12 protein-coding genes are annotated in these 20,299 nt (G+C 65.3%); 10 read left to right on the top strand and 2 right to left on the bottom strand.

Annotation, left to right across the window (positions count from 1 at the left end; all coding sequences use genetic code 11):
- From AC6CDK_RS09005 to AC6CDK_RS09050, 10 genes are all read left to right on the top strand, one after another.
- Nucleotides 1–3,117 (top strand): fused MFS/spermidine synthase (locus AC6CDK_RS09005; RefSeq protein ID WP_496639806.1); only part of this gene is annotated, 3,117 nt, incomplete at its 5' end.
- A complete protein-coding gene (locus tag AC6CDK_RS09010) occupies nucleotides 3,114–4,427 on the top strand; it encodes a cytochrome C (RefSeq protein WP_192905276.1) in 1,314 nt (437 codons plus the stop codon). The genes AC6CDK_RS09005 and AC6CDK_RS09010, both read left to right, overlap by 4 nt.
- A gap of 26 nt (nucleotides 4,428–4,453) precedes the next feature.
- The gene (locus tag AC6CDK_RS09015; protein ID WP_039643448.1) at nucleotides 4,454–5,902 is read left to right on the top strand and encodes a YncE family protein; all 1,449 of its coding nucleotides are present in this window, start codon (nucleotides 4,454–4,456) and stop codon (nucleotides 5,900–5,902) included.
- Between the two features lie 20 nt (nucleotides 5,903–5,922).
- Nucleotides 5,923–8,100, top strand: a complete 2,178-nt coding sequence (locus AC6CDK_RS09020; protein ID WP_066358294.1) for a hypothetical protein — start codon at nucleotides 5,923–5,925, stop codon at nucleotides 8,098–8,100.
- A gap of 22 nt (nucleotides 8,101–8,122) precedes the next feature.
- Nucleotides 8,123–8,722, top strand: a complete 600-nt coding sequence (locus AC6CDK_RS09025; RefSeq protein WP_039643451.1) for a GNA1162 family protein — start codon at nucleotides 8,123–8,125, stop codon at nucleotides 8,720–8,722.
- A complete protein-coding gene (locus tag AC6CDK_RS09030; RefSeq protein ID WP_192905275.1) occupies nucleotides 8,694–9,872 on the top strand; it encodes a hypothetical protein in 1,179 nt (392 codons plus the stop codon). The genes AC6CDK_RS09025 and AC6CDK_RS09030 overlap by 29 nt, the downstream gene beginning before the upstream one ends.
- Before the next feature lie 88 nt (nucleotides 9,873–9,960).
- The gene (locus tag AC6CDK_RS09035; RefSeq protein ID WP_039643454.1) at nucleotides 9,961–11,676 is read left to right on the top strand and encodes a peptidylprolyl isomerase; all 1,716 of its coding nucleotides are present in this window, start codon (nucleotides 9,961–9,963) and stop codon (nucleotides 11,674–11,676) included.
- A gap of 15 nt (nucleotides 11,677–11,691) precedes the next feature.
- Nucleotides 11,692–13,674 (top strand): cytochrome c3 family protein, encoded by a 1,983-nt coding sequence (locus AC6CDK_RS09040; protein WP_226048271.1) that lies wholly within the window; start codon nucleotides 11,692–11,694, stop codon nucleotides 13,672–13,674.
- Nucleotides 13,675–13,685: 11 nt separating this feature from the next.
- Complete coding sequence (locus AC6CDK_RS09045) at nucleotides 13,686–14,966, top strand: cytochrome c3 family protein (protein ID WP_039643456.1); 1,281 nt, start codon at nucleotides 13,686–13,688, stop codon at nucleotides 14,964–14,966.
- A gap of 4 nt (nucleotides 14,967–14,970) precedes the next feature.
- A complete protein-coding gene (locus tag AC6CDK_RS09050) occupies nucleotides 14,971–15,876 on the top strand; it encodes an NHL repeat-containing protein (protein WP_039643458.1) in 906 nt (301 codons plus the stop codon).
- Between the two features lie 675 nt (nucleotides 15,877–16,551).
- On the opposite strand, the gene AC6CDK_RS09055 is transcribed toward AC6CDK_RS09050, so the two are convergent.
- Both AC6CDK_RS09055 and AC6CDK_RS09060 read right to left on the bottom strand, forming a co-directional pair.
- Entirely contained in the window at nucleotides 16,552–19,050 is a 2,499-nt protein-coding gene (locus AC6CDK_RS09055; RefSeq protein WP_192905274.1) for an ATP-binding protein, read from the bottom strand.
- Nucleotides 19,047–20,291 (bottom strand): MFS transporter, encoded by a 1,245-nt coding sequence (locus AC6CDK_RS09060; RefSeq protein WP_192905273.1) that lies wholly within the window; start codon nucleotides 20,289–20,291, stop codon nucleotides 19,047–19,049. Before AC6CDK_RS09060 ends, AC6CDK_RS09055 begins: the two co-directional genes overlap by 4 nt.
- Nucleotides 20,292–20,299 lie beyond the last annotated feature (8 nt).

Raw genomic sequence — 20,299 nt, forward strand, 5'->3', positions numbered from 1 at the left:
CGACAACCGGTGAAACATCCCTCGGTTTCCGGCCTCTGCCGGGGCGAGGGTTTTGAGCGTACCATGCCGATCCTCATTACCGCTCTCATCTATCTGATCTTCTTCCTCTCGGGAGCCACCGCCCTGGTCTATGAGGTCATCTGGGTCAGAAAGCTCAGCCTCGTCTTCGGCGGCTCGCACCTGGCGGTAACCACGGTGCTGGCCGTGGTCATGGGAGGGCTTGCCCTGGGGAGCTGGCTCTTCGGCCGGCGCGTCCGCACCACCCGGAACCTGCTGCGGCTCTACGGGGCCCTTGAGATCGGCATCGCCTTTTTCGCCCTGCTCTTCATCGCCCTGCTGAACCTCTACTCCCTGATGCCCGCCTACTCCTTCGAGTCTCTGACCGAGCATTCGCACCAGCTTTCCCGCGTGACCACGCTCGCCCTGCGGGTCGTGCTCGCCGCCATCGCGCTCATCGTCCCCACGACCCTGCTGGGGGGGACGCTGCCGGTGCTGGCCGCGTTCATGGTCCGGGGCCGGCGCGCGGTGGGGCGGGGAGTGGCGTACCTCTACGCCCTGAACACCTTCGGCGCGGTGGCCGGCTGCTTCGGGGCCGGATTCTATCTGCTGGGACGGTTCGGGGTATCGGACACCATGGCCGGGGCAATCACCGTGAACGTGCTGCTGGGCATCGCCTGTTTCGCGCTCCAGGGGCCGGCGGCCCGGCACCTGGCACCCGGCGGGGAGGAGGCCCCGGCGCCCCTGCCCGCCGTTACGCAGGCCGGGGAGAGAGCCCGCATCGGGCTCGTGGTCTGGGGGATCGGGGTCAGCGGCTTCTGCGCCCTGGGGTACGAGGTGCTCTGGACCCGGATCCTGGGGATCGTGATCGGCACGAACGTGTATGGCTTCACCCTGATGCTGGCGGCCTTCCTGACCGGCATTGCCGCGGGCAGCGGGGCCTACGGCCTGTGGGCCCGCCGTCTCCGGCCGCCCGAGGCGGGGGGCTGCCCCGTGTCGAGGCTGATCGGTGGGTTCGGCATGGTGCAGATCGCGATCGGCGTCAGTGCGCTGGTGGTGACGGTCCTCATCCGCGACCTTCCCACCAGGGGGCTCTTTCTCCAGGACTTTTTCACGGCGCACGGCACCGACCTGTTCCGCGCGCGGCAGTTCGCCAGTTTCGCTCTGGTCTTTTCCTACCTGTTCATCCCGGCCTTTTTCATGGGGGTTGCCTTTCCCCTGGCCGGGACCCTTGATGCCTGCCGCCGGCGCAAGGTGGGGCATGCCGTGGGCGAGGTGCTGACCTGCAACACGATCGGCGCCATTCTCGGCACCGTGGCGAGCGGTTTCGTGCTGCTCCAGATCTTCGGCATCGAGCGTTCCCTCTACCTGCTGGCCGCGATGAACGCCGGTTTCGGCCTGCTGATCCTGGCGAGCCTGCTGCGCGGCACCGCACGCGGGCTGGTCACGGCAGGCACCGTGCTGGCCGTGCTCGGCGGCATGGCCGCCGCAAGCACCATGCCCCGGGTCTGGGACGCCAAGTACTTTGCCATCTACCGCACCAACCAGCCGGAGGTGTTCAGGACCCCGGACCTGATCGCCGAGGCCAAGCGGCACACCGATGTCCTCTATTACGCCGAGGGGATCCAGTCCATCGTCAGCTCCATCAGGGTCCGGGGGGGCTACCAGGCGTTCCTGCGCAACGGCCGGATCGAGTCCTCCGACCACAGCGAGAGCCTCCAGAACCAGTACGCCCTGGGCCACCTGCCCATGCTCCTGCACCGCAACCCGCGCAAGGTGCTTGTGATCGGCGCGGGCAGCGGCATCATCCTCGGCGCCGTATCGGTCCATCCGAGCGTGTCCGAAATGACGCTGGCCGAGGTGGAGCCGAAGGTGCTGGGGGTGACGCGCTCCTTTGCCGCCTACAATCACGGCGTGCTGGACGACCGCCGGCTGAGGGTGGCGTTCAGCGACGGCCGCAACTACCTGGCGACCACGGGCGAGCGCTACGACGTGATCACCGCCGATCCCATCCACCCGTGGCTGAGCGGCGCCGGCTACAACTACACCCGGGAGTATTTCGAGCTGGCCGCCGAGCACCTGCGGGCCGGCGGCATCATGTGCCAGTGGCTCCCCCTTTACGACCTTTCCGCCGACGATCTCAGGTCGGTGGTCCGGACCTTCCGGCAGGCCTACCGCCACGTCCTGGTCTGGATGACCCAGGGCGATGCCATGCTCATCGGCAGCAACGCCCCCATCCTCCTGAGCGAGGACGAGCTGGCCGCCCGGATCGCCGCGCCGGCGGTGGCCGCCGATCTGGAGCGGGTGCAGATGGGGAGCGCCACCGATCTGCTGAGTTTCTTCGTCATGGGCACGGCGGGTGCCGACAGGTTCAGCCGCACCGGTAGAATTAACACGGACGACAACCTCTATCTCGAATTCTCGGTCCCCCGCTCCACCGGCAAGGCTTCGCTGCCCGAGGTCAACGTGAACGCCCTTGCCCGGCACCGGGAGAGCGTTCTCGCCTACCTGGACGAAACCGTGTCCCCGGCGGACCGGCTCGCCCGGGAGAACCGCTGGATGACGCTCGACCGTGCCGCGTCCCTGGCCCTGGAGGCCCGGGCCATCTTCCTGGGGGGGCGGTACGATTCGCCCCGGTTCGGTCTCCTGGTCTCGGCGCTGGAACGGAACTATGCCTCGTTCGCCCCGTGGCGGTTCCTGCGCAACGAATACCTGGAGGAAATGGCGAGCAGTCCGCAGCCGCTCGATCAACTGGCACTGGCCTTGCTTGATGAATCTGGTCGCCGGGTCGTCGTAAACGTTGCCGCGGTCATGAGCCGCGTCAGCCGTGAGCTGACGGTGGTTGATTTCGTGGACAGCGACGAGCGGGTGATCATCGGCCAGGCGGATATTAACGGCAGGGAACGGGACGGTTCGGCCAAAAGGCTGGCCGCCGAGGTGATGGAGGCTGTCCGGGTTGCCTACAACGAGGAATTGACCGGGGCGGAGGCGCGCGGCAAGCCGCTTCCGGACCAGGCGGTATTCGTCCGCAGGATGCGCGAAATCATCGCGACCATGACGGGCCGGCAGCACGGCAACCCGTACCCGGCCCAGGGACGGCCCATTAAGGAATCGGCGTGAAAACACCCAAGGCCATACTTGCGCTCCTGGTCCTGCTGCCGGCACTGCTGCCGGCCACGGGGGGCCGTTCCCTCGCCTTTCACGAGGGGGGCGCGGGCGAGTGCGAGGGGTGTCACACCATGCACAACTCGGAAGGGGGCTTCGCGGTGGCCTCCAACGGCCGGCCGGCGGGCATGGGCAACCGGTATCTCCTGAAGGGGGGCGATTCCAGCTCCACCTGCCTGAACTGCCATGAGAAGGCGGGGGACGTGGGTCCCACCTCCTATCACGTGAGCACGCCGGGGTCCGAGATGCCGTTCGGCGTTCCGCCCAAGCAGTTGGGGCCGGGCGGCGATTTCGGCTGGCTCAGGAAGTCCTACACCTGGATTCCGGCCTTCGGCTCGACGCTTTCGAACAGCGAGGGGGACCGGCACGGCCACAACGTGGTTGCGGGGGACTACGGCTATCTCCAGGATGCCCTGAAGATGACGGCCCCCGGCGGCAGCTATCCGGCGGCGAGCCTGTCCTGCGTTGCCTGCCACGACCCCCACGGCCGCTACCGCCGCGACCAGGACGGCTCCATTGCGGTCACGGGCAAGCCGATCCGGGGTTCGGGGAGCTACGCCACCGGCGCCGAGCCCGATGCCGCCATGGCCGTGGGCGCCTACCGGCTCCTGGGGGGGAACGGCTATTACCCCAAATCGCTGGGACCGGCTTTTTCCTTCATCAACGGGCCCCCGGCCGCGGTGGCCCCGGCCGACTACAACCGGAGCGAGAGCACCACCGCGACCCGCGTGGCCTACGGCCAGGGGATGTCCGAGTGGTGCCGGAACTGTCACCCGAACATCCACCGGGACGGCAGCGGGGGAGGGCTGGTGCACCCGGCCGGCACCGAAGCCCCCCTGGGCGGCGTCATGGTGGATTACTACAACCGCTACATCAAGACCGGGGATCTGTCCGGCGTGGAGGCCACCTCCTGGCTGTCGCTGGTCCCCTTCGAGGCGGGGACCAACAACTATGCCCTGCTGCGGAACATCGTGACGGCCACCCCCACCAAGGGGCCCAGCACCGCGGACGGCACCCCGCGCGTCATGTGCCTCACCTGCCACCGGGCCCACGCCAGCGGCTGGGACGGCGCCACCCGCTGGAACACCAAGACGCCCTACGTGACCTACAGCGGCAAGTATTCCCAGGAAGGGGAGGCCTACCAGCCCTACGGCCAGGGCCGCAGCGAGATGGAAGCCCTCAGGGCGTACTATGACCGGCCCGCGTCGCTCTTCTCGCCGGAGCAGGCGGCGCTCTGCACCAAATGCCACACGTCCGTGCCATGACCGTGGCTAGGGGATCGGGGAGCACCATGAACGAGAATCCTCCCAAGCGCATGACGTCCCGCGGGACAGCCCTCCTCATCGTCCTGTGGGCCGCCGTGCTCGCCGTGCTGGCGTGCAGCGGCTGCCACGCGCCCGTTGTCGTCGCCAAGCCCCAGTTGTTCGCCGAGGGTGAGCTGTTCCTCTACCTGGAGCCCTTCCCCCGGGACGCCAACCGGCTCGATTTCACCGTGGCGGGGGTTTCGGCGATCAAAAACGACGGCACGGAGATACCCCTCACCCTCAGGCTGACCGAGGCGACCCCCGCCACCATGAAGTGGCAGCGGATGCTGGGGTCGGCGATCCTGCCGGGGGGGCGGTACAGCGGCCTGTCGTTCCGGATTGCGGGGGCGGGCATCAAGACCGACGAGGGGCGGATGGCCCTGCTGCCGCCCGAGAAGCCGGTCATGATCGAGTTCCCCTTCGTGGTGGAGCCCCAGAAGGCGGTCCTCGTCTCCCTCACGCTGGATGAAGAGGCATCGGTCAGCAAGCGCTTCAGCTTCTCGCCGGTCTTCAAGGCCGAAATCCCCGGGCGGCCCCTGTGGGGACTCACGGGCTTCGTCACCAACAAGGGGGCCAACACCATTGCGGTGTTTGACAAGCGGGAGGCCCGGGTCACGGAGTTCATCGAGACCGGGCGGGCCCCGGCCGGCATCGTCTTCGACCAGGCGGCGCGGCGGGCCTATGTGGCCCTGTCGGGCGACGACGCCGTGGAGGTCATCGACCTGATGGCCGACTATTCCCTGACCCGCATCCGCCTCAGCATCGGCGACGCCCCGGCCGAACTGGCCCTGACCCCCGACGGCAGGACCCTGCTGGTCTCCAACAGCGGCTCCAATACGCTCAGCTTCGTGGACCCGGCCTCCCAGTCGGAACTGGCTCGGGTCATCGTGGGGAGCAGGCCCGGCGCCGTGATCGTGGACCGGCTGGGACGCACGGCCTACGTGCTCAATACCCTGTCCAATTCGGTGTCGGTGGTTGACATCGCGCGGCGCGCGGTGGTCGCCACGCTGCCTACCGAAACCTCGCCGCTCTGGGCGCAGTTGAACCGAAGGGGCGACCGGCTGCTGGTCATCCACGAGCTCTCCCCCTACCTGGTCGATATCGATCTCACCACCCGGAGCACGGCCAAGCGGGTCTACGTGGGGATGGGGGCGCGGACGATCAAGATCGATACCTCTACCGACCAGATCTATATCGCCAAGCGGGGCGACTCCGTGATCGACGTCTTCGACCCCTTCTCGCTCCTTCCGGGCAATTTCATCACCGGCGGGGGCAGCCCCTCGTACCTGACCATCGACGGCGAGCACAACAATCTCCTGGCCCTCCTCTCCGGCTCGAAGCGGCTGCAGTTCATCGGCCTGGTGGGCAAGAGGGAGGTCGCGCAGATCGACGTGGGCGACGAGCCCTACCGCGTGGTCGTGGCGGGCGAAAGGTAAGGCGGAGCGTGGGCAACGGGATGCGGATACTCCGGAGGGTCATGGCGGCAGCGGCACTCGCGGCCGCGTTGCTTCCGGCCGCGGCAGGGGCCGAGGGGCTCCGGGGGTTCCTGGAGCTGGGCTACGTCACGTCCGATACCCAGTCGACGGATGCCGGCAACGTGACCACGTCCACCAAGAGCAGCTCGATCCTTCAGCGCTACAACCTGTCCCTGGACCGGATGCTCTACCCGACCCTCCGCTTCACGGGCGGCGGCACCGTTGACTACACCATGACCAGTGCGGAGTTGAACGACACCCAGCTCGATACCACCCTGCTGAAGGTGAGCCCCTTCCTGGACCTGACCCTGGGCACCCCCCTCTATTCCGCGGGGCTCGGCTACAACCGGCGCCAGGAGATCGCCGATACCGAGGGGGTCGGCTCGTCCAACATCATCCACGAGAACTATAACGCCAAGCTGAGCCTCAGGCCCGAGGGGCTCCCCTCCCTGGAGTTCCTCTACACGCGGACCAATTCCTATGATTCCGAACGGGCGTTCCAGGACGTGGTGCTCAATTCGTACAACTTGGGCTCCCGCTACAAGCCGGTGGATCAACTGGAGCTGAACTACCAGGGCCTCTACACCGATGCCACGGACAACCTGACCCGGAACAACGCCACGGTCCTGACCCACACCGGCCGGGTGACCTACAACGATCAGTTCTGGCAGGACCGGGTCACCCTGTACGCCAACTACAACATCTCGTCCCAGGAGACCAACAGCGCCCTGTTCCGGCTCTTTCCCACGGCCGGCCTGTCGGCCCTGACCGATACGCCCCTGCTGGTCACCCTGGCCGCCAACCCGGCGCTGGTGGACGGGAACCTGAACACGGGGAGCGCCGTCAATATCGGCATCCAGCCGGTGGGGGGCGACATCAGGCCCCGGAACCTGGGCTTCGATTTCGGCGGCGCAGTGTCCGTGAACCGCATCCGCGTCTGGCTCAACACGGACCTCCCCCCGGACATCGACAACCGGTTCTCCTGGACGATCTACACCAGTAGCGACAACCTGAACTGGACCCTGGTGCAGCTCCTGCCCACGGCCCCGTTCAGGAGCAACGAGGCGGGCACCGGCTGGTTCTACGAGCTGAGCTTTTCCGGCGCCACCTCCCGGTACCTGAAGGTCGTTACCTCGCCCCTGCCCCTGGGCACTGTTTCGTCGAGGGACCCCACCGCGAACCTGACCGACATCCAGGTGACCGAACTGGAGGCATTCGTCCAGTTCGAGGAGGTGCAGCGGCGTACCACGACCCAGCTTTCCCACGTGCTCGACACGAACATGCGGGTGCGGATTCTGGAGAACCCGAACCTGAACTACGAACTGAGCTACTACTACGACCGGAGCGACTCGGATTTCATCTCCACCTCCCGGTACATCCTGTCGAACGGCCTCTCCGCGAGCCACCGGTTCAACCAGTACCTCTCGGCCAGCGCCCGGTTCGCCCGGGAGGACTCCAAGGAGAACCAGGGCGCCCGCGTCTCCTACATCTACAGCACCCTGCTGACGGCCACCCCGCTCCCCACGCTAATGCACAGCCTGGTCTTCAGCGGCCGCAACGAGGAGGTCGCGGGGAGGAAGAGCGACACCAATTCGCTGTTCCTCAACAACAGCGCCACCCTCTACCGGGGAGTGGACGTGAACCTGAACGGGGGCTACAGCATGGCCACCGCCGAGTCGGGCCAGAAGACCAATACCACCATCATCACCTTCGGCCTCACCCTGCTGCCCCACTCGACCCTGACGGTGAACGTGAGCTATTCCGGCAACATGACCGATCAGACCGGCGGCGGCTTGCCCGACAACTCCACCTTCACCCACCGCGGCGACCTGTCGGCGGCCTTTAACCCGCTGCGCTCCGTTTACCTGTTCGGGGCCTTTGGCGTCATCATGGAAAAGAACAAGGACATGGTCACCACCCGGAACATCGGCGGAACCTGGTCCCCGTTCCGGGACGGCGCCCTGCAGTTGAGCTTTTCCTACAACGAGGCGTACAATTCGTCCGCCAACCAGAAGGACCGGACCATCGTGCCGAGCCTGCGCTGGAACATCCGGGGCGGTTCCTACCTGGATGTGTCCTATCTGTACCTGAAGAGCACGTCGGTCAGCCAGTCGTCCGACTCGCGCACCTTCAGCAGCACCCTGAGATTCGCGTTCTGACTTCCACGGAGAGAGGGCATATATGAGATCACGATTCGTCACCCACACCGGCGCCCTGATACGGGCATTCTGCGGAATCTTCGGCCTCGTCGCGCTCCTGCTGATGCAGGGCTGTTCCCACGTGGAGCATTTCCGGGACCCCAACATGGACTTCGGGTCGATCCAGAGCGTGGCCGTGATGCCCTTCGGCAACCTGTCCAAGGATACCCAGGCCGCGGAGCGGGTCCGGGACGTGTTCAACACCAAGCTGCTGGCCACGGGGGCCCTGTACGTCATCCCCGTGGGCGAGGTCAGCCGGGTGACGGGGGTGGCCGGCGTCATGAACCCCACCGCCCCCACGCCCGAGGAGGTGGTGAAGCTGGCCAAGATGATCAAGGCCGACGCGGTCATCACGGGCATGGTCCGGGAGTACGGCGACGTCCGCTCGGGCTCGTCCATGGCCGACGTGATCTCCCTGAGCCTCCAGGTTATGGAGGCCCAGACCGGGAGGGTCGTCTGGTCCGCATCGGCCACGGAGGGGGGGATCGGGTTCACTGACCGCCTTCTCGGCGGCGGCGGCAGGCCCCTCAACGATGTGACTGAGAAAGCGGTCGATGATCTCATTTCGAAGCTGTTCCAATAGACTGCTCGCACTGCTGCCGCTGGTGCTGCTTCTCCTGGCGGCGGGATGCGCGCGGCTTCCCGTGGAGGCCGGCCAGACGGACGGGCCGCTGGTGGCGGTCTACCCAATGGAGGACCTGAGCGGCGCCGACGCGCCCCTGGCGGCCATGCGCAGCGGCATTACGGAGCGGCTCCGGCAGAGCGGGATGCGCATCATGGACGAGGCGGATCTGCGGCGGTTCATGGAGCAGCAGCGCATCCGCTACACCGGCGGCCTCGATCTGGAAACGGCCACCGCGTTCAAGGCCAGGGCCGGGGTGGATGCGGTGCTCATCATGACCCTGGAGTACTACAGCGAGGTGAGCCCCCCCAAGGTGTCCCTGGTTGCCCGCCTCGTTGCCACCGGGGAAAAGCCGGAGATCCTCTGGATGGACAGCGTGGGGATGGCCGGGGACGATGCCCCGGGAATCCTGGGGATCGGCATCGTGGAAGACCCGTCGGTCCTGTGGAACCGGGCCCTTGACCGCCTGTCCGGGTCGATGCTGCAGAATCTGGCCGGGAAGGCGGTTCCTCCCTCCGGCTGGGAGGGGCGGTTCCGGCCCAAGGAGGCGTACCGCTTCATGGCGCTGGACCCCAAGCGCCGTTACAGCGTGGCGGTCCTGCCGTTCTTCAACGAGAGCGAGCGCACCTATGCCGGGGAGATCATGGTGCTGCACGTGGTGAAGCAGTTGGCGTCGTCCAAGTTGTTGTCCGTGCTCGAGCCGGGGGTCATCCGGGGCAAGATGCTGGCCATGAGGATCATCATGCAGAACGGCATTTCCCTGCCCGCGGCGGACCTGCTGGCCAACAACCTGGAAACCGATTTCATCCTCACGGGCCGGGTCTTCGAGTACCGGGACATGCCCAGCGGCTCCGGCCGGCCCAGGGTGGATTTTTCGCTGCAACTGCTGGAGCGCTCCAGCAAGATGGTGGTCTGGGCCACCAAGAGCAGGAACACCGGGGATGACGGTGTTTTCTTCTACGACTGGCGCAGGATCTCCACCGCCAATGTCCTGACCGAGGGGATGATGAGGGCCCTGCTGGGGGTCATGGTCGAGGATACCCGCGAAGTGAAGATGACGCCGCCGCGGATGAGCCCGGAAGAGCTCGAACGGATATTGATGAGCCCGTAGGAATTTCGTAGTGCCAATCGTCCTGACGGCCGGCCGGAGCGGAGTGCCCGGCGCGGCCACAACCTGCATGGAGAGAAAGGGGAGTCTGATGAAGAAGTCTTTGGTTACGCTGATGGTAGCATGCATTGCCGCGGGAGCTCCGGTGGCGGGATATGCCGGCTCTACGGCAAAGCCGGAAAACGTGGAAGCCGCGCCGGCATCGGCCGACGTGATGACGATCAGGGTGAAGGTGCCCCTGTTCTCGCCGCTGTTTGCCGAATTCCCCGTGGCAACGGTCAACGACGAGCCGATCACCGTCAACGACCTGAATGCTTCCCTTGAAACGGTACACGAGGGGATGGCGGAAGGAACGCAGGCCCCCCGCCGGAACTTTACGGATATCCTCAACCGGATCATCACCTCCAAGCTCATCATCCAGGAAGGGCGCAACATCGGCCTTGACCAGCAGGAGCAGCCCAAGGAGATGATCGATACCTTTTCCCGCAAACTCCTGCGCGAAATGGTGCTCAAGGATCACGTGAAGGACATGCGGCCCGATCCCAAGGAGGTGGAGAAGCGCTACGGCCAGCTCAACGTGGAGTGGACGTTCTCTACCCTCATTTTCAAGGATGAGGCGGATGCCAAGAAGGCCCGCAAGGCCCTGGACAACGGCACGTCCTTTGACGATCTGATGGCCGCGGAGGTCAAGGAGAAGCGCGCCGAGGCCAAGCAGAATGAGAAGCTGAGGTACGAGCACATCCACCCCGATATCGTGAAGATCATCGATTCGCTGAAGCCCGGCTCCGTGGGCCCGGTGATCGACATGCAGAAGGGGGCCATGCTGTTCCGGCTCGATGCCGTGAAGCATTCCGACGACCCGAGGCTGAAGGAGAAGGCCGAAAAGGAAGTGCTCACCGCGGCCCGCTTCAAGGCCCTTGAAAAATACCGCTCCGACCTGATCGAGAAGCATCTCAAGCAGGACAAGAAGCTGATCAAGTCGCTCGATTTCGAGAAGGACAAGGCGGCATTCACCAAATTCCTGGAGGACAAGCGCCCCCTGGCCACCATCAAGGGGGAGAAGCCGGTGACCGTGGCCGACCTGGCCGAGGCGATCCGGATGAAGTTCTACCACGGGGTGGACATGGCCATCGACCAGAAGAAGGTCAACAAGGCCAAGGACTCCCTGCTGTTCGAGATCCTGGCAACGCGGGCCATTGAGAAAGAGGGCCGCGACAAGGGCTTTGACAAGAAAAAGGAATACCTGGACAAGGTCGCCGACTACCAGGACTCCGTGATCTTCGGCCATTTCGTGGAAAAGGTCATCCGCCCGGACGTGAAGGTAACCGAGGATGAGCTGAAGGCCTACTACGAGGCGCACAAGTCCGAGTACTCCTACCCGATCATGGTGGTGCTGGACGGCATTGCCTTCAACGATCAGAACGCGGCCCAGTCCGCCGCGGAAAAGCTGCGCCAGGGCATGGATTTCAAGTGGTTCAAGGAGAACGCCGAGGGCCACGTGGATGCCAAGGCCGCCGGGGTCATCCAGTTCGAGGACGTGCCGGTCACCCTCAAGACCCTGCCCGAGGGGCTGAACAAGGTCATCACCGGTGCCCAGACCGGTGAATACCGCGTCTACTCGGATCCCAACGGCTTCAACTACGTCATTCTGGTCCGCAACGTGATCCCCGAGCAGGTGCAGCCCTTCCCCGAGGTTGAGGCCGCCATCAGGAAGAACGTCCAGTCGGAACAGCTCAACAAGCTGATCGTTGAGTGGGCGGACAAGCTGAGGAAGGCGTCGGACGTCAAGATTTTCGCCGAGTTTTAACGGACTGGAGGAGCTATGCGCACCGTGCATGCACAACGACAACTCTTATTCCTGGTGGTGACCCTCCTGGTGGGGGGGCTCATTCTTCACCTGTCGGAGAGCCCGGCGCAGGCGGCGAAAAAGTTCGCCCGCAAGGAATGCGTCGACTGTCATGGCAAGTTCAATGACAAGTACCTCTCCATGAAGTACATCCACACCATCGTCAAGGAGCAGAAGTGCGAGGACTGCCACCTGCGCCACGGCATCGTGCCGAAGCTGCTGCTCAAGAAGGACGGCAACCAGCTCTGCTTCGACTGCCACGGCCGGGACAAGATCGGCCTGGACAAGCCCAAGGTGCACACCCCCCTGCGCCAGGGGAAATGTACCCTCTGCCACAATCCCCACGCCTCCACCACCCCGCACCTGCTCAAGGGTGACGGGCCGGAGTCCTGCTACGTCTGCCACAAGAAGGAGGATTACGAGAAGGGGACCATCCACGGCGCCATCACGAAAAAGGGCTGCGGCTCCTGCCACGCGGCCCACAGCTCCACCGAGGACAACCTCCTCAGGGACAAGGAGCCGAAGATCTGCCTCGGTTGCCACGACAGCGGCGCCGGCAGCTTCAAGAAGGCCCACGGCGGTTATCCGGTGGAAAACAAGCGCTGCACCATCTGCCACAACCCCCACTCGTCCACCGGCAAGAAGCTCCTCCGCTCCAGCGCCCATAACCCCGTTGCCACGGGCGGCTGCGACGGCTGCCACAATCCGGCCGGCGGGCCCGAGCCCTTCGGGGTGACCCAGAAGGGGAGCGAGCTCTGCTACCAGTGCCACGATGCGGCCATGCTCAAGGGGGCTGGCGGGGTGGTCGAGCACGCGCCGTTCAAGAGCGGCGACTGCCTCTCCTGTCACCGGGCCCACACCTCCGAGTTCGCGAAACTGCTCACGGCCGACGGCAACAACCTCTGCTTCGAGTGCCACAAGGACAAGAACCTGCGCGTTGCCGTGCCCCACAAGGTCATCACCGGCGACAAGAAGGGGTGCCTCTCCTGCCACCGGCCCCACGCGGCTCCCAACAAGGGACTGCTCACCCTGGCCGGCTCGGATCTCTGCTACTCGTGCCACGCCAAGACCAAGGAAGGGCTCAAGAACAAGGTGCAGCACGTGCCCTTCAACGGCGGTGACTGCAGCTCCTGCCATGACCCCCACGGCACCAACTTCGCCGCCATGCTCAAGGAGCGGGCCGATACGGTCTGCTACGGCTGCCACACCGATGCCGAGACCAAATTCAAGAAGACCTTCACCCACAAGCCGGTCATGAACGCCGACTGCGTATCGTGCCACGGCGCCCACGGCTCGGCCGAAAAGAACCTGCTCAAGAACACCGTGCCGCAGCTCTGCGCCCCCTGCCACGCGGACCTGATGAAGGCCGAGTCGGGCGGCTCCAGCCACATGCCGTTCAACGGCGGCCAGTGCCTCACCTGCCACGATTCCCACGGCAGCAACGTGCGGGGGATGATCGTGGACAACGAGGCGAAGCTCTGCTTCGGCTGCCACACGTCACTGGCGCAGGGCGACAAGGCCGCCAAGAGCTCCCATGCCCCGTTCCGGGGAGGGGACTGCACCAAGTGCCACAGCCCCCACAAGGCGAAGCTCAACAAGCTGTTGCTCGCCCAGGGGACCGACCTCTGCGTGTCCTGCCACAAGGGGACCAAGGAGCGGTTTGCCAGCGAGAAGGTTCACACGCCTGCGGAGCAGGATTGCCAGACCTGCCACAAGCCCCACAACGCGGGCCAGCCCTCGCTGCTCACCGAACAGCTCGTCACCCTGTGCGGCCAGTGCCACTCCTACGACCGTAAGCCGTTCGCGGACGCTCACCTGGGGATCTCCGCCACGGTGATGAACTGCATGAACTGCCACGATCCGCACAGTTCCAAGGACCCGAAGTTCTTCAAGAAGGTGATGCACGCCCCCTTTGCTTCGCGTTCGTGCTCTGATTGCCACGTGACAGGAAAACAGTAAAAGGAGCTCCCATGCACGCATATCGCACATATCTTTACACGCTCTGCGCGGTGCTTGTCATTCTGGGCGCATCCTTTGCGCTCGCCCAGGACAACGCGCTCAAATTCAAGCTCAAGCCGGATGCCACCGGCAAGCTCTGCTTCAACTGCCACGCGGCGTTCAAGGAGAAGATGTCCAAGCCCTTCGTGCACACCCCCCTGAAAAAGGGGGAGTGCACCGGCTGCCACAACCCCCATACCTCGACCCACGGCAAGCTGCTCTCCGCCGATAACGGCGGGGTCTGCTACCGCTGCCACTCGTCGGTGGTGCCCTCCGGCGCCAGGAGCGTCCACAAGGTGGTGGGCGAGGGGAGCTGCATGAAGTGCCACGATCCCCACTCGGCCCCCAACAAGGAGAACCTGCTCAAGGGTGGGAACGAGCTCTGCTTCGAGTGCCACAAGGAGATGGGAGCCACCCTGTCCAAGGTCAAGTACCGCCACATGCCCGTGGCCCAGGGGTGCCTCAACTGCCACGATCCCCACTCATCGGCCAAGAACCCGTACCTGCTGAAGAACGATATCATCCCGCTCTGCGTGGGCTGCCACAAGACCGACCGGCCCATGTTCGCCAAGAAGCACATGAACTATCCGGTGGCCAATGCCCGCTGCACCGGGTGCCATGACCCCCACGGCTCAGACAACCCGGGCATCCTCTACAACACGGTCCACAAGCCGGTGGCAACCCGCATGTGCAACCAGTGCCACGAGGAGGCCACCTCGCCGAACCCGCTGGCCACCAAGAAGACCGGCACCGATCTGTGCCGCGGCTGCCATAACGACATGGTCAACACCACCTTCGGGCTGAACCGGGTCCACGGCCCGCTGCTGAGCAAGCAGGGCTGCCTCAGTTGCCACAACCCCCACGCGGGCAAGCAGAAGGGCATCCTGCGCCAGCCCATGGCCGTGCTCTGCAACAGTTGCCACGTGGACAACATGAAGCGTCAGGAAAAGGTGGCATCGCCCCACGAGCCGGTCAAGAACGGCCAGTGCACGGCGTGCCACGACCCCCACTCATCCAACTACCTCTTCCTGACCAGGAAGTCGCTGGATATCGAACTCTGCGCCGACTGCCACGACTGGGCGCACCACTCGACCCACCCCATCGGCGAGAAGTTCCGGGATCCGCGCAACAAGAACATCCCGATCCTGTGCGTGAGCTGCCACGACGCCCACGGGACCGAGTTCAAGAAGATGCTCTACTATCCCAAGACCAGCGACCTCTGCGTCCAGTGCCACGAACAGTACAAGAGGTGATTCCATGGCAAAAACGATCATAACCATGCTTGCCCTTGCAGGAGCGCTCGCATCGCCGGCCCTGGGCGCCGACGCCATCAAGCTCAAGCACTTGACTACCGAGTTCAACGATGAGAAGGGGGGGACCATGAAGGCCCCCGAGGGGATAGCCTGCGGCAAGAGGCACCTGGTGGTTTCCGACACCGGCGGCGGACGGCTGCTGAGCTACAGCATCGAGAACGGCTCGGTGCGCGGCGGCACCGAGATCAAGGCAGAGCAGGTGCCGTACCCCACCAAGGTGCAGTTGACCTCCAAGGGGGACATCCTGGTCATCGACGGTAAGCTCCGCCGCATCGCCCACTTCTCGCCCGAGGGGAGCTTTGCCGGCTACCTGGATCTGAAGGGGGTTCCGGCGCCGGCCGCCATCGCCCCCCGCGGCATCCGCGTGGACGACAAGGACAACATCCATATCCTCGACATCTTCGGGGCGCGGGTCATCGTCACCGATGCGGCCGGCACCTTCCAGTCGCAGATGCCGTTCCCCGAGGGGTATCGCTTCATCTCAGACCTGGCGGTCAGCGCCAGCGGGACCACGCTTCTCCTGGACAGCGTGGCGTCCAGGGTCTATGCGGCCGCCCGCGGCGAAACCGCCTTCAAGCCCCTGACCGACGGGATGAAGGAGTATCTCCAGTTCCCCTCCAGCATTGCCACCGACAAGCAGGGGAAGATCTTCATCCTCGACCAGACCGGCAATGCCGTCGTCACCCTCGGCCAGGACGGCTCCTTCCAGGGCCGTCAGCTCAACATGGGCTGGAAGAACTCGTTCCTCCACTATCCGTCGCAACTCTGCATCAGCGAGGAGAACGACATCGACGTGGTGATCGCCGACAGGAACAATAACCGCATCCAGGTGTTCAGAGTGGTAAGATAGTTGCTAATGAAATAACAAAGCCCTCCACACGACAAGGCGGGAAGGCTCCTTTCAATTGGCCCGGAGATTTATTCTCCGGGCATTTTTTTTGTACGGCGAGCAATATCAGGCGGTTGGCGGCGCCGGTGGGGCGGCCGGGCGGGGGCAGCACGGATACGGGCCTGTTTCATGAGATACAGTTCTGTTACGTACACTTGTGTAACATGTGACACTTGATTAATGATATTCTTGGGTTACGTTAATGTTGTTCCGGGCGCCGGAGGCGGCAGCGAAAAAAAAAGAGGGAACACGTCAGGCGGGCAACACGGGATACGAGGAGCCTGCCGGACATGGGAGATCATAGCGGAAATTCGGCTGGGCAAGGACAGGTTTCGTTGATTTTTGGAGCCACTAGTTGTTCTATTGACCGATAACGCGGCGGGATATGGACCACCCGACCGGATTCGCAGCCGATCCGCCCTGAAAAACTATTGCGGGGCCGGTCTGCGGTGCTGACTCGGCCATACGGCCTCGTCCTTCGGGCAGCTTTGGCTGTCCAATGTGCTCCGCACATGGTGCCGTTCGCTCAAAAGCTCAACGTACCGATGGGTATGCCTCGCCTTTTCGCTCTCGTGCGCCGGGCATCCCGGCCTCCTCATAACGTTTTGCAACAGCCTGCTGAGTCCGACAGGCGTCCTAGACGCCATGTCTGGGGAGGACGATGGTGAAGGTCGTTCCTGCCCCGGCGCTGCTTTCCACGCTGATCCTGCCGTGGTGCTCCTCGACGATGCGCTGGGTGATGGAGAGCCCCAACCCGGTGCCCGCCCCCTTGCGGGTGAAGAAGGGCTCGAAGATGAGGGGCAGGTCGTCTCCGGCGATGCCGGGGCCGGTGTCGGCAACCGTTATCACGGCAGTGTCGCCGTCAACGCCGGTGGCCACCCGGACCGACCCGCCGTCGGGCATGGCCTCCAGGGCGTTTTTCACCAGGTTCAGGAGGGCCTGCCGCACCTTTTCCACGTCGATGCGGAACACCGGCACGTCGCCGGGCTCGAAGCCGAGCGCCACGTTCCGGCTCTCGCACTCCCGGCGCAGGAGCAGGAGCGTATCCTGGATGACGCGGTTCAGGTCGGCCTCCCGCAGGAATGCCTTGGGCGGGGATGAGAAGTTGAGCAGCCCGGCCACGAGCCGCTCCACCCGCTCGATCTCCTGGAGCGCCTTGCCCATCATTGCCTGGCTTTCGGGGTCGAGCCCGGCCCGGTCGTGGAGGTCGTCCAGGAGCAGCGACACCCCCGTGAGCGGGTTGCGCACCTCGTGGGCGATGCCGGCGGCCAGCTTGCCCAGGGAGGCCAGCCGGTCCAGCCGCGTCATCTCCTCCCGGAAGCTCTCCTTCTCGGTCTCGTCCCGGATGGTGACGGTGAGCCCGCCGGAACGGTCGGCATAGATGGGGAAGAAGCCCACCTCGAAATGCCGCTCCTTGCCGTCGGCCCCGAGCACGAGCGGCTCGCGTCCGTACTCGCGCCGGCCGGCCAGGGCAGCGGCGATCCGGCCGGTCATATCGCTCCATTGGCTGAACACCTTCTGGTAGGGGGCGCCGATGACCGCTGCCGGCCCCAGCAGGCGCGTGCCGGTGCCATTGATGGAGGTGAGCAGCCCCTCGGGCGACAGCGTCATGATGGCACTGGAGATGCTTTCCAGAACGCTTTCCTTGAAGTTGCGCTCATCCATCATGTGCCGCCGCGATTCCTCCAGCTCCTCCAGGGTCTTGAGGAGCCTGTTCTTGCGGAGCTCCAGCTCGTCGGCCATCCGGTTGAAGGTGTCTGCCAGCTCGCCCACTTCGTCGCGCGCGGTCACCTCCACCGTGGCGCCGGATTCGCCCCCCGCCAGCCGCCTGACCCCGTCGGTCAGCAGGGCCAGGGGGCGGGTGACGCCCCGGGAGAGGAGCCAGGCGCAGATGACCACCATCAGGGACGTGGCGGCCACGATGATGGCCGAGAGCCGCAGGTGTTCCCTGAGCTGGAGGTTGATGACCGCGGCGCCGGCCCGGGCCGTTTCGTGGAACTGGTCCGCCTGGAAGCCGATGGTTACCCCCCCGAAGATGCCGTGGCGCTTGTAGTCGCCGGTAGAGTAGGGGATCGGCGCGAAGGCCATGATCTTCTTGGCCCCCCCCACGTTGGTGATGTCCACGTAGCCCGACTGGCGCTCCCGCACCAGTTGGGCCACCCGGGGGTAGTTGGGGTGAATGAAGCCGGCGTGGTCCAGGTTGAAGGGGATGCGGCCCGCCTCGACGTCGGCGGGGGGGGAGTTCTTCGTGTAGGGGGGGACCAGGATGCCGTCGGCGTCCACCCCCCGGATGTCCCAGAACTTGGGATGGGTGATGATCCATCCTTCGTCGTCGAAGATGAAGGCGTAGTTGCCGCTGCGGTAGGAGGGGAAGACCACAGCCCGGTTCTGGCCGGGGCTGATGTGCTGGGAGAATTCCATCAGAAGGCGGTGGTCGAGGGACAGGACCATGACCCCGTCGAACCGGCCCCGCTTGTCGAACAGCGGGGTGGCGAAACGGATCACGCCCCGGAATTCCCTTCCGCCGTAGGCGTCCTCCGGTTCCCGGGCGCCGGCCAGTTGCTCATCTTTGCCCACGTGGAAGCCGGTGACGTGCGTCACGATGATTTCGCCCCGTTTCAACTGTCGGGCGCGCTGGAAGTAATCCTCCCGCAGGAACTCGGTCCGGGCGGGATCTGCCACGGTGCGCAGCCCGCTTTCGGGCACGATGGACCCTTCGCGGATCACCAGGGTTTCCCGGCCGTGGGCATCGATCACGGCCAGGGAGGCGTAGCGCGGGATCGACTCCCGCACCTCCCGGGGGGCCGCGGCGGTGCCGTCCCGCCGCCAGACCTCGCCGTGGCGGCTCTCGTAGAAGGCGGTCAGGATCCCGGGGGTGCGGGGGAGGGTGACGCAGAGCTTCAGATCGGCCTCGCAGTCCTGCAGGAAGCCGGCTATGCCCTCGGCCACCTGCTCGGCCCGCAGGCGCAGGCTTTCGGATGCCTGCCGGTCCGCGGCATCGGCGATCCGGTCGGCAAGGGTTTCCCGCACGTTGCCCAGGTTCAGGGCCAGGATGGCCGAAGAGACCAGCAGCGGCACCAGCGACAGGGTCAGCATGGCCAGCAGGATCTTCTGGAACAGGGAGAGCCGGTTCACCTTCGGCCTCCGGCCATGCGCGAGCTCTCGGGGCAGCGGCGCAGCAGCCACATGAAGATGGGCCCCGTGAGTGCGCCCGCGCCGGCCGTGGCAAAGGCGATCCCCCACTCGCCGCTCACCCCGGGCAAGGGCTCCCACCCCCGGCAGAGATCCAGCGCCCAGCCGAACACCGTGGGCGAGATCATGCCCAGCGAGTAGCCCACCAGCGACTGGAGCCCCATGGCCGCCCCCAGGTAGCCGGGGGCCACCAGCTCCGTGAGGCCGGTGGAGAAAACCGGCGACTCGGCCACGATGAGATAGCCGTAGGCCAGCCCCACGGCCACGGCCAGGTACGGAGAGACGTTGACCAGCCAGCCGAAGAGGAAGGACAAGGAGGCGCTGCCGAGCATGACCAGGGTGATGGTCCGGGTCCGGCCCAGCCGGTCCGAGAGGGTTCCGGTGATGGCCGTGGAAAAGGTGCCGATGCCGACGATGGCTGCCGCCGCGGTGGCAGCCCAGCCGGTGGCCGCCCCCTGGTCGATCCCCTGCCGCACCAGCGACGCCGTAAAGAACGGCGCCAGCCAGCTCCGCATGCCGTACATCTCCCACATGTGCGAGCCGTAGCCCAGAATCATGAGAAACGCCGGCTTGTTGCGCACGATTTCCTTCTGGAAGGTCTGGTCTGATGTCACGTGCCGGACCGGCTCGTATCCCCGGAAGACGATCAGGGAGAGCCCCGCGCCCAGGTAGACCCCGGCCGAGCAGACGAGAATCGCAACCCGCCAGCCCGCCACCGAAGCCACGGCCCCGGTCAACGCCAGCGACAGGGATGCCCCCAGCACCAGCGCCCCCACGTAGATCCCCACGGCACGCCCCCGCTTGGACGGCTCGAACCGCTCCGCCACCAGCTTCAGCCCCGGCATGTAGGTGCCCCCCATGCCGATGCCGGTCAGGGCGCGTAGGACCATGGCGGAGGCGTAGTCATGGGCGTAGAGGCCGAACAGGAGGTTCGCCGTTCCCGACCAGAGGGCCGCGCCGATGAAGATCCGCTTGGTGTTGAGCCGGTCAGTGAGGGCCGACAGGATCACCCCCGACGCGATGTAGCCCAGTTGGTAGACGGAAAAGACCGACCCCGCCATGGTGTTGTTCATCCCCCATTCGGCCTTGAGCAGCGGGAGCACGGCCGAGTAGTTGATGAACACCAGCATGATGAATATCTGCGCCAGGCAGAGTATGAGAAGCCAGCGTGCCTTGTCGGACATGGGGCGTT

The organism is Geobacter sp. PheSNFMC (genome assembly GCF_059620965.1).

Coding starts and splice junctions, on each gene's coding strand:
- AC6CDK_RS09020 (WP_066358294.1), top strand. CDS start 5,923: ATGCGGATACTCCGGAGGGTCATGGCGGCAGCGGCACTCGCGGCCGCG.
- AC6CDK_RS09025 (WP_039643451.1), top strand. CDS start 8,123: ATGAGATCACGATTCGTCACCCACACCGGCGCCCTGATACGGGCATTC.
- AC6CDK_RS09030 (WP_192905275.1), top strand. CDS start 8,694: ATGATCTCATTTCGAAGCTGTTCCAATAGACTGCTCGCACTGCTGCCG.
- AC6CDK_RS09015 (WP_039643448.1), top strand. CDS start 4,454: ATGAACGAGAATCCTCCCAAGCGCATGACGTCCCGCGGGACAGCCCTC.
- AC6CDK_RS09060 (WP_192905273.1), bottom strand. CDS start 20,291: ATGTCCGACAAGGCACGCTGGCTTCTCATACTCTGCCTGGCGCAGATA.
- AC6CDK_RS09040 (WP_226048271.1), top strand. CDS start 11,692: ATGCGCACCGTGCATGCACAACGACAACTCTTATTCCTGGTGGTGACC.
- AC6CDK_RS09050 (WP_039643458.1), top strand. CDS start 14,971: ATGGCAAAAACGATCATAACCATGCTTGCCCTTGCAGGAGCGCTCGCA.
- AC6CDK_RS09035 (WP_039643454.1), top strand. CDS start 9,961: ATGAAGAAGTCTTTGGTTACGCTGATGGTAGCATGCATTGCCGCGGGA.
- AC6CDK_RS09045 (WP_039643456.1), top strand. CDS start 13,686: ATGCACGCATATCGCACATATCTTTACACGCTCTGCGCGGTGCTTGTC.